The 6,522-nt window shown below is 55.7% G+C and carries 7 protein-coding genes and 1 pseudogene; all 8 read right to left on the bottom strand.

The window, feature by feature from the left end; all coding sequences use genetic code 11:
- A partial coding sequence (locus tag B3Z49_RS03490; protein WP_414716238.1) for a relaxase/mobilization nuclease domain-containing protein occupies window positions 1-313 on the bottom strand: 313 nt, incomplete at its 3' end.
- Window positions 310-684 carry a plasmid mobilization protein gene (locus tag B3Z49_RS03485; protein ID WP_068518352.1) on the bottom strand — a complete coding sequence of 125 codons (375 nt, stop codon included), beginning with the start codon at window positions 682-684 and terminating at the stop codon, window positions 310-312. The genes B3Z49_RS03490 and B3Z49_RS03485, both read right to left, overlap by 4 nt.
- An 11-nt stretch (window positions 685-695) precedes the next feature.
- Window positions 696-1,685 carry a hypothetical protein gene (locus B3Z49_RS03480; RefSeq protein ID WP_210520843.1) on the bottom strand — a complete coding sequence of 330 codons (990 nt, stop codon included), beginning with the start codon at window positions 1,683-1,685 and terminating at the stop codon, window positions 696-698.
- The gene (locus B3Z49_RS03475) at window positions 1,672-1,962 is read right to left on the bottom strand and encodes a hypothetical protein (RefSeq protein WP_068518345.1); all 291 of its coding nucleotides are present in this window, start codon (window positions 1,960-1,962) and stop codon (window positions 1,672-1,674) included. The genes B3Z49_RS03480 and B3Z49_RS03475 overlap by 14 nt, the downstream gene beginning before the upstream one ends.
- An 81-nt stretch (window positions 1,963-2,043) precedes the next feature.
- Entirely contained in the window at window positions 2,044-4,200 is a 2,157-nt protein-coding gene (locus B3Z49_RS03470; RefSeq protein WP_068518346.1) for a zincin-like metallopeptidase domain-containing protein, read from the bottom strand.
- Entirely contained in the window at window positions 4,193-4,444 is a 252-nt protein-coding gene (locus B3Z49_RS03465; RefSeq protein ID WP_007092377.1) for a hypothetical protein, read from the bottom strand. Before B3Z49_RS03465 ends, B3Z49_RS03470 begins: the two co-directional genes overlap by 8 nt.
- Window positions 4,441-6,234, bottom strand: coding sequence for a type IV secretory system conjugative DNA transfer family protein (locus tag B3Z49_RS03460; protein ID WP_068518347.1), 1,794 nt, complete (start codon window positions 6,232-6,234; stop codon window positions 4,441-4,443). Before B3Z49_RS03460 ends, B3Z49_RS03465 begins: the two co-directional genes overlap by 4 nt.
- A pseudogene (locus B3Z49_RS03455) lies at window positions 6,231-6,522 on the bottom strand (CpaF family protein); the annotation flags it as partial. The pseudogene B3Z49_RS03455 and the gene B3Z49_RS03460, both read right to left, overlap by 4 nt.

Genomic DNA, 6,522 nt, shown 5'->3' with positions numbered 1-6,522 from the left:
CGTAGCCAAGTGCCTTGGCATATTCCGCCTCGATGGCCATCAGATCTTCTTTGGTCAGTTTGTCCTGCTCGCCAGAGCGGAAAGAAACGACAAGGTGATATGTTTTGTCGGCAATATCGGGCTTTTGTCGCCGAACTGCTTCGATCTCCAGAAGGGCCAGATCGAGATCCTCGATATTTGTGCCGGCATCGCAATTTCGGATCCAGAACTGATGCAGTTTTTCGCCTTTTTCCTCGGCTGCGGCGATGTATTGGCCAAGACGGGTGTAGTTGTCTGGCACACCAGATTTCTTGCCGATCCGGGTTGCAATCATGATTTTCCCTGCGGGTTCTTGCCGGGCTGAAGCTGCATCCGGATATCGCCAATGGCGGCTTTGAGCTCGGTCTGTGTCGCCTCGATATCGCGGTTCAGGCTGTCGAACTTCTTGAGCAGATCTGCCGAAAGCGGCTCATCAAGCGCGAGCTTGAACAGATTGCCCAGGCGGGCCTGATCGGCATTGACCTTGAGCAGATCCCGAATGCCCTGCCATGCAGCAAAGTCGCTGGCACTGGGCAGTTTGGTATTCATCAGCAAGCGTTTGAGCAGTTCCGAGCGTGACAGCCGCAGCTGGTGGGCAAGCTGATCAATGCGCGCTTTCTCTTCGTCGTTGAGATAGGTTTTGATGACGTGACGTTCGGTGGCCATTTCTTGTTCCGCTATTGCCCGGAAGATCCTGTGGGAGAACCGCCAGGCATCATTTCGGCTCGGATACTCTCGGGAAGGGTGGCATCAAACCCGCCAACCAGATTGACGAGACTGCGTGTAAAATCGGCACCGAACTTGCGATCATAGACCTCTTTGGCCTTTGCGATGAGATGCGGCTCCCGCTTGTCGGGATTGCTGTAATTGATCAGGTTTGCAAAATACCTTGGATCAAACGTTATGGTTTTGGCGAAGACCACGTTGCGATCCCCATCGCAGACTTCAAACTCGACCATCTCGATCAGGCTGTCGTCTTCGGTCTTGCGACGGTAATCGACAAAGCACCAGGTCACTTCATAAAACTGATCGCCTTTTGTAATACGACCATTTTCATCAAAACGGGCATGGGGAATGCCTTCGATGATCGCCTGACGCAGTTCGTCCTGTCCCTTGCTGATCTTTTGCCCGAAGATCGAGAGCCCCTTGGAGCGATAGGCAAACATCCAGGGGATGTTGCGCAGTGTTGCATCATGGAAGCGGTAGCCTTCAGCTTCGATCCAGTTTTCCAGCATGGCGAGTGCAATTTGGGGCGAGATCCAGATGCCGGTCTCTTTGCGGATGATGTAGATCACCCGGTCAAACTGGGTCAGAACGATGCCAAGGATCTTGAGAGAAATGCCTTCCATGCCGCGCTTGCGACTGCTGCCTTTGCTCTGGTTCTTGCGCACATAGGGACACCATTCAAAATTATCGGCATTGAAATAATCAAATCCGGTGACCGGTTTGCCTGTGTGGCGACCATAGGGGCGGTCGGTATGAGGAAGCTCCTCATAGAGCCCTACCAGGCGGATCGGATTGTCACACGCGGGGCACACGGCATATTCGCGCTGTTTGTCGTCGGTGACCTGGTACCAGGGCTCAAGTTTTCTGGTGTCGCGTTCAAAGGCAGTGCGCTCGATCTCTTTCTCGTCGACTGTCTGCGCCTGCAATTTATAGACGTGCATTATCGGATCTCCCGGCGACGGTCTCACGGAGGGAAGAACCGATATTATAATGGTTTATAACACTGTTCCACCACGCGGCACCCAGCTTGGGAACAGATGCCTTCTGCTCGGCAAGGTGGAGGCATTGCAGGAGGGTGGGGAGATCAAGCGAGAAGGTATTTTCGCCTGCCTGCAGGGCGAAGACCAATGCCGGGCCGCACATGTTGCAATCAAGATCCTGAGCCCCTTCAAGATTGGCGCGCTTTTCAAAAATGTCTGTCGCATCTTGTTCGGTCATGAGGCGTTCTCCTGGTAAAAGGCAAAGAGGAAAGAGGAAAAAGGTGCCGGTGGCGTACATAGCGCCACCGGCATTCGGGGATCAGACCGCCAAGCTGGCAGTCTGCTGCTCGCGTCCCTGTGTTCTGGATTTGGCTTTCGGTTTGGTCAGGCCGAGCTGTTCGGTGACAAGGCGTTTCAACGCCTCAAGACCACGTTCCCGATGGATGTCGTTAAAATCGGTCAGGCCCTTAGCCTTTTCTTCGTCACTCAGATCCGGACGCAGGATCTTCGCACCGGTCAGTGCAGATGCCCGTTCGGCTCCCTTGATCCCGGCATTGATCTGATTGGCATGATCATCATCGGCCGCAATCACCAGGGACCGGTCCGGGTGCCTTTTGTGAAGGGCTTCGGCCACAGGTGCGAGATTGCCGGAATCAAGCGCAACCACGACGGTCAGCCCACTGGCCATATGCAGACTTTGGCCGGTGGAGTAACCTTCGGTGACGATCATCGGGCCTTTGGGATCGCCCTCGATCATATGCATCAGGCCGCGTTTTTTGCCGTCCTTGAGATACATCTTGGTGCCATCGGGATGGATGGTCTGGATGTTCTCGATAAAGCCTTTCTCATTGGCCATCGGCATCAGAAGATTGCCCGATTGATCAATGCGCAGGTCTCCTGCAGGCACCTGTTTGTTTTGCAGGTAAGCATGATTGGCCGGAGCCGGTTCGGCGTTCTGGAAAATCCCGTAAGCGCGTTTGGCCACGGCGCGATATTGCACGCGGAGTTCCTGTTCCTGGGCTGCCTTGCGGGCTGCAGCTTCGGCTCTGGACTGTTCCAATTCTTTGGGATCGATCTTGGTTCCGGTCGCCACCCACTTGACCGGATCCTGCCCGGATTTGTAATTGGTGATGTTGCCTGCCGGAAGCCCTTCGAGGAACCCGCGATAGGAGCCACTTTTCTGGCCTTTGCGATCTCCTTCGACCGCTACCCGGTGCCATTTACCGTCCATGGTCGGTGGCCCATCGAGGATCAAGCCGTTTTCCTTCAGCGCCTCCGCAAATTCCTGCTCCGGACTGATCCTAGGCTCAGGGGTTTGGGCTTTGGTTTTCTGCCAGCGTTTGAAGGGCGCAAGCTCCATATTATCTCGTGCATACCAAGCCTTGGCCCGGCGATCCCATTTTGCGCCCAGCGCCTTGGCTTCATCCTTCTCACTAAACGGCACATTGAGATAGATGCGTTTGCGCTCGATGTTGGTGTCCTGGTTGGGAGCCTGTGACATCTCATCACTCATGGCATTTTCCTTCTGTTGTTCAACAGCCGGGTTTTGGGCGATGGTTTTGGCTTGTTCTTTGGCTTTCTCCGGGATCAAGCTTTGGCGCAGATCCGGCTCCATGATCCAGGTGCGGATGTTTTCTGCATCGCGCGCCGCAGTGAACAGCGCATTGCGGTCTTCCTTGATGGCTTTCATCCATGAACCGACATAGGCGGCGTGGCGTTCCGGATAGTGGCCAAGGCCAAGCTCGGTGGTCAGCATGTAGCTTGCGATCTCGGCCCGCAGTTCTTCCTTGGCGTAAACTTCCGAGCCAAACGGCCCGAACGCGCGGGCCATGCGTGATTGATGGCCGGTGGCATGGCCAAGTTCATGTAGGGCGGTGGCGTAATATTCGTATTGGCCTTTGAAGGCGGCCTGATGAGGCATGTGGATCTGATCTGTTGATGACCGATAAAACGCCCGGTCATTCTGATCATGGAAGATCGGCACATTGCCTTGCTTGAGGATCTGCTCGGCCCGTTCAACCGGGCTGAAGGTCGGCTCTGGTGCGATATAGGGTGCAAGGCCATCGATCTGTTCGGCATTAAAGACCACAGCATGAAACACCCGTGGCCGGTCCAACCGCACATCGCGGGTTTTCGCAACACCCTTTTCGTCAAGAACCGGTTTGCCAGTGTCATCGAGCACCTTCTCGCGCTCGGACCATTTCCAATATTCGATCATGGTGCCTTTTTCGCCCTTACGGACTTGCGCGTCCTGAGCTGTTGCTTGGCGGTAGGTCATCCAGCGCGGATCGGAGCGCCCGCGCATTTCAAGCCAAAGGGCATTGATGCCGCGATAGTCTTTGCCGGAAACCGGATTGAACGGGGCCATGCGGACTTTCCCCGGTTCCCATGGCTTTTGCCAGGGCGCGGTGCCTGCTTCGATATGGCCAAGCAGTTCTTCGACCACCTGATCACGATAGCTTTTCTTATCAGCCATGGTTCGAACCCTCCGCATCAGAAGTCGGGTCGATACCGTCAAAATGACTGTCGAACGCGTCATCGGCAGACAGGGCGTCTTCGGAGAATGCGCCCATGGCTTCGGCAATGTCCGGATCGACCGGCACAGGGCCAACCTGGCTTTCACTGTTGATCATCGAGGAGGCCAAGGTGAGATAGTCCTGGTCATCAAGACCGGCAGAAGTGGGGGTGTTAGTGTTGTTAGATGTGTTGGGTGACTTCATGATTTGGTTCCTTTGTGAGATGCAGAGGGCGTGGAAGAGAACGCCATTTGGGGTGGCGTCATTTTCGAACGACGAGACAGTTCGCGATCCAGGAAATAGAGCTTTTGACGGCCAAGGATGGGCGGCAGACCGGCGACAAAGATCAGCGCATCGCCGGGGACTGGTTTGCGGCCCTCGGTATCAATGATCTGCAGGCGCATGCATTCATCAGGGGTGAGAAGCGGGCGGGAGGTTTCGGCCAGATTGTCCGAGACAGACCCGAGGTCGCCCATTCGTCCAGAGCGTGACCTGCGTTTCTGAACGATGGTTGCCTTACCGGTCATGTCCGAGAGCAGCTTGGCGGTTTCGAGTTTGTTTGGCGTGAAGGCGACCCGGATCTTGCAGTTGGCCATGATCGATTCATCACGACCGTAATGCTTGAAGAGCTGTTCGGTGTTCTGGACGATGATCATCGCCTTGAGGCCATAGCCTGCCATGAAGGCGAGCGATTCCTCGAAGATCTCCAGCTTGCCGATGGAGGTGAACTCATCGAGCATCAAAAGCAGACGGTGCTTGTATCCGGCGAGCGTCTGGCCAGCCCCAAACGCCATGCGTTCCGTCAGACGACGCATAAAGAGATTGAGGATGATGCGCAGCAGGGGCCGCAAGCGATCCTTGTCTGCAGGTGAAACGACAAGGAACAATGCCATTGGCGCATCGCCATTCATCAGATCATGCAGGCGGAAGTCACTGGTCGCGGTATTGCGTGCGATGATCGGATCGGCAAAGACGGTCAGCTGCGTTTTGGCGGTTGAATGCACGCCAGAGCGTTCCTGCGGGGCCTTGATCATCATACTGTTGGCCCCGCGCCGAACTTCCTTGTTCACATGGGATTTGCCATGATCAAAGGACGCCATTTCGGCAAGAATATGCTCGAAATTATCGTCGCTTTCTTCCGCGTCGCCGTCGCCGGTAATGCCCGAGAGAAAGGTATTCACATCATCAAAACAGGCCGTACGGTGTTCATCACGCCGCACCCGATAGATGACATGAAGCAACACGACCGAAAGCCAGCCATAACCTTCCTGTCGCCAGTAATCCTTCATGCCCTGGCCATCGGGATCGATGATCATGGCTGCGATGTTCTGGCAGTCGGCGATGTCCTGTTCGGTATCAATGCGCACTTCGGCCAGCGGGTTGAAGCGGGCCGAGCCAGTGCTGGCGGAGGGCTCAAAGCGCAAGACCTTGTGCCCGATGCTGGCAAGCCAGCCGCCGGTCTTGGCAAAGTTCTCGCCCTTGATATCAAGACAAAGAATGCTTTCGCGCCAACTGAGCAGGGTGGGCAGGATCAGGCTCACGCCTTTGCCCGTGCGGGTTGGTGCCCAGACCAGAACATGCTCCGGCCCGTCATGGCGCAATTCGCGGATCCGGCCAAACCATGATGGCCAACCGCCAACAACCACGCCGTCTTTGCGAAACAGTCGTGCTTTCTTGAGGTCCTTGAGCTTTGCCCAGCGGGCGGAACCATGCAGTTCATCGCCCTTGCGGTTGCCTTTAAGCGTGCTGTTATTGGCCCGTGTGGCAAGTGCCAGAACACCAAACATGGAAAGCAATCCGGTGATGCCAATCCAAAGGGCCGGATACAGCATTTCATCGGGAAGGCCCGCCGAATGGGTGGCGGCCTCAAGCGACCATTGCCACCAGCGCAGATCAAGCGCGTCAAACCCGACGGCGAGTTGCCATTGCCAGAGAATGGCGGCGATCATTGCAATCAGGATGACCGGAAGTGTCAGACGGTAAAAAGCTGTCATGACAACACCTCCTTGCCGTCTTGAAGGACGTAACGATCATTTCTCGGTTCCCAGATCTCGGTGATGCGTCGCCAGCCATCGGTATTGCGTTTGATCTGAACGACGACATCGACCAGCTCGGCCAGAAACTCCGGCACACGCGGCATGGTTTCACCGGCCCAGGCGATGTTTTGATCAAACTTGCGGTGAATGGCCTGCCAGGGGCTTTCGGCATGGATGGTGCACATAAAGCCTGTGACCCCGGAATTGAGCGCAGCCAGTGCAGCAAAGGCGTTCTGGGTGCTGATC

The sequence above is a fragment of the Thalassospira sp. UBA1131 genome (assembly GCF_002311515.1).
Lineage (GTDB): Bacteria > Pseudomonadota > Alphaproteobacteria > Rhodospirillales > Thalassospiraceae > Thalassospira.
This window is presented reverse-complemented; position numbering and strand designations above follow the sequence as displayed.

Bases quoted from the DNA above. Each gene is read 5' to 3' on its own strand.
- B3Z49_RS03480 (WP_210520843.1), bottom strand. From the start codon at position 1,685: ATGCACGTCTATAAATTGCAGGCGCAGACAGTCGACGAGAAAGAGATC.
- B3Z49_RS03475 (WP_068518345.1), bottom strand. From the start codon at position 1,962: ATGACCGAACAAGATGCGACAGACATTTTTGAAAAGCGCGCCAATCTT.
- B3Z49_RS03470 (WP_068518346.1), bottom strand. From the start codon at position 4,200: ATGGCTGATAAGAAAAGCTATCGTGATCAGGTGGTCGAAGAACTGCTT.
- B3Z49_RS03460 (WP_068518347.1), bottom strand. From the start codon at position 6,234: ATGACAGCTTTTTACCGTCTGACACTTCCGGTCATCCTGATTGCAATG.
- B3Z49_RS03465 (WP_007092377.1), bottom strand. From the start codon at position 4,444: ATGAAGTCACCCAACACATCTAACAACACTAACACCCCCACTTCTGCC.
- B3Z49_RS03485 (WP_068518352.1), bottom strand. From the start codon at position 684: ATGGCCACCGAACGTCACGTCATCAAAACCTATCTCAACGACGAAGAG.